The following is a 1,159-nucleotide window of genomic DNA, read 5'->3' as shown; positions in this document are numbered from 1 at the left end:
GGCCTGGCGAAGGTGAGGTTCAAGGGACTGGTCAAGAACACGGCGCATGTGATCACGCTGTTTGCGTTGTCGAACCGTAATAGTCCGCTCGAGGCCGTTGTTGACGGCTGGATGGTTTAGGGCGTGATGTCGGTGACGTTCTGAAGCAGAGCGAACGCCACGCGCCATGCGCGGCCATCGCAGTGAACGGTGGCTGTGCGCTGGTTGATCCGAACGATTTCTCCGACGTGCCGCTTCAGGCTTTGGTCGGTAAAGCTCACACGCTGGCCGACGCGGAAGTCCTGCTTGTGATGGATCTCCGGCGGCGGCCTCAGCGGTGCCGCGGGCGCCGGTGAGGGTGACGTGCCTGCCTGCTGCTCATCCACTGGCACGACGGCCGCATACAGCACGCTCAAGCGCTGTTTGCTTTGCTCATCAAGCAGTGTGACCTGCCGGTCCTTCATCGCTGCGATGCGAGCCTCGCGCAGCTTGCCAGTGCCCCAGTCCCAGTACTTTACCAACTGGCCCATGTGCAGCTGCGAGCGCGCCTGCACGATGCGCCTCGGGTCGGCCATGAGTTGCTCGATGACCCAGCTGAGCTGGTACAGCTCGGCGCTTGTGGCCATGGGAAGATCTTCGATCTGCTTGACACGCATGCTGGCGATTTTGCCAGCGGCGATGTGCTCAGGCCGCGAGCTTGTCGGTAGGCTGTGAGCTCGTCGGCGCCGCCTTGGCAAGCTCACCGGCGACCGCCCACGGCAGCAACTCCTCGATGCGGTTGCTCGGCTGGTCGGCGATGCGCTCGAGCACGTGGCGCAAGTAGGCCTGTGGATCGATGCCGACGAGCTTGGCCGAGCCGATCAAGGTGTAAATCACCGCCGCGCTGTGCCCGCCGTTGTCGGAGCCGAGATGCAGGTAGTTCTTGCGCCCGACTGCCACGCCGCGCAGCGCGCGCTCGGCCGCGTTGTTGTGCGCTTCGATCCGCCCGTCGTCGACGAAGCGCGTCAGCGCCGTCCAGTTGCTCAGCGAGTACCCGATCGCCAATGCCATCGGCGACTTCGCCGAGACCTGCGACAGCGCTGTGTCGAACCATTCCTTCAGGTCGCCCAGCATCGCACTCGTGCGTTCCCGGCGAACCCGCATTCGTTCGTGCGGCGGCTTGCCTCGGATCTCGGCCTCC

The 1,159-nt window shown here is 64.5% G+C and carries 2 protein-coding genes; both read right to left on the bottom strand.

Features of this window, described 5'->3' with window-relative positions:
- Positions 1–116: 116 nt before the first annotated feature.
- A complete protein-coding gene (locus ACSFA3_RS24830; RefSeq protein WP_435475159.1) occupies positions 117–605 on the bottom strand; it encodes a hypothetical protein in 489 nt (162 codons plus the stop codon).
- A 58-nt stretch (positions 606–663) separates the two neighbouring features.
- Positions 664–1,159 (bottom strand): IS66 family transposase (locus ACSFA3_RS24825; protein ID WP_435508021.1); only part of this gene is annotated, 496 nt, incomplete at its 5' end.

The organism is Variovorax glucosi, assembly GCF_051216695.1.
GTDB lineage: Bacteria > Pseudomonadota > Gammaproteobacteria > Burkholderiales > Burkholderiaceae_C > Variovorax.
Note: the sequence above shows the minus strand (reverse complement) of the source record. Positions and strands in the feature narration are given on the sequence as shown.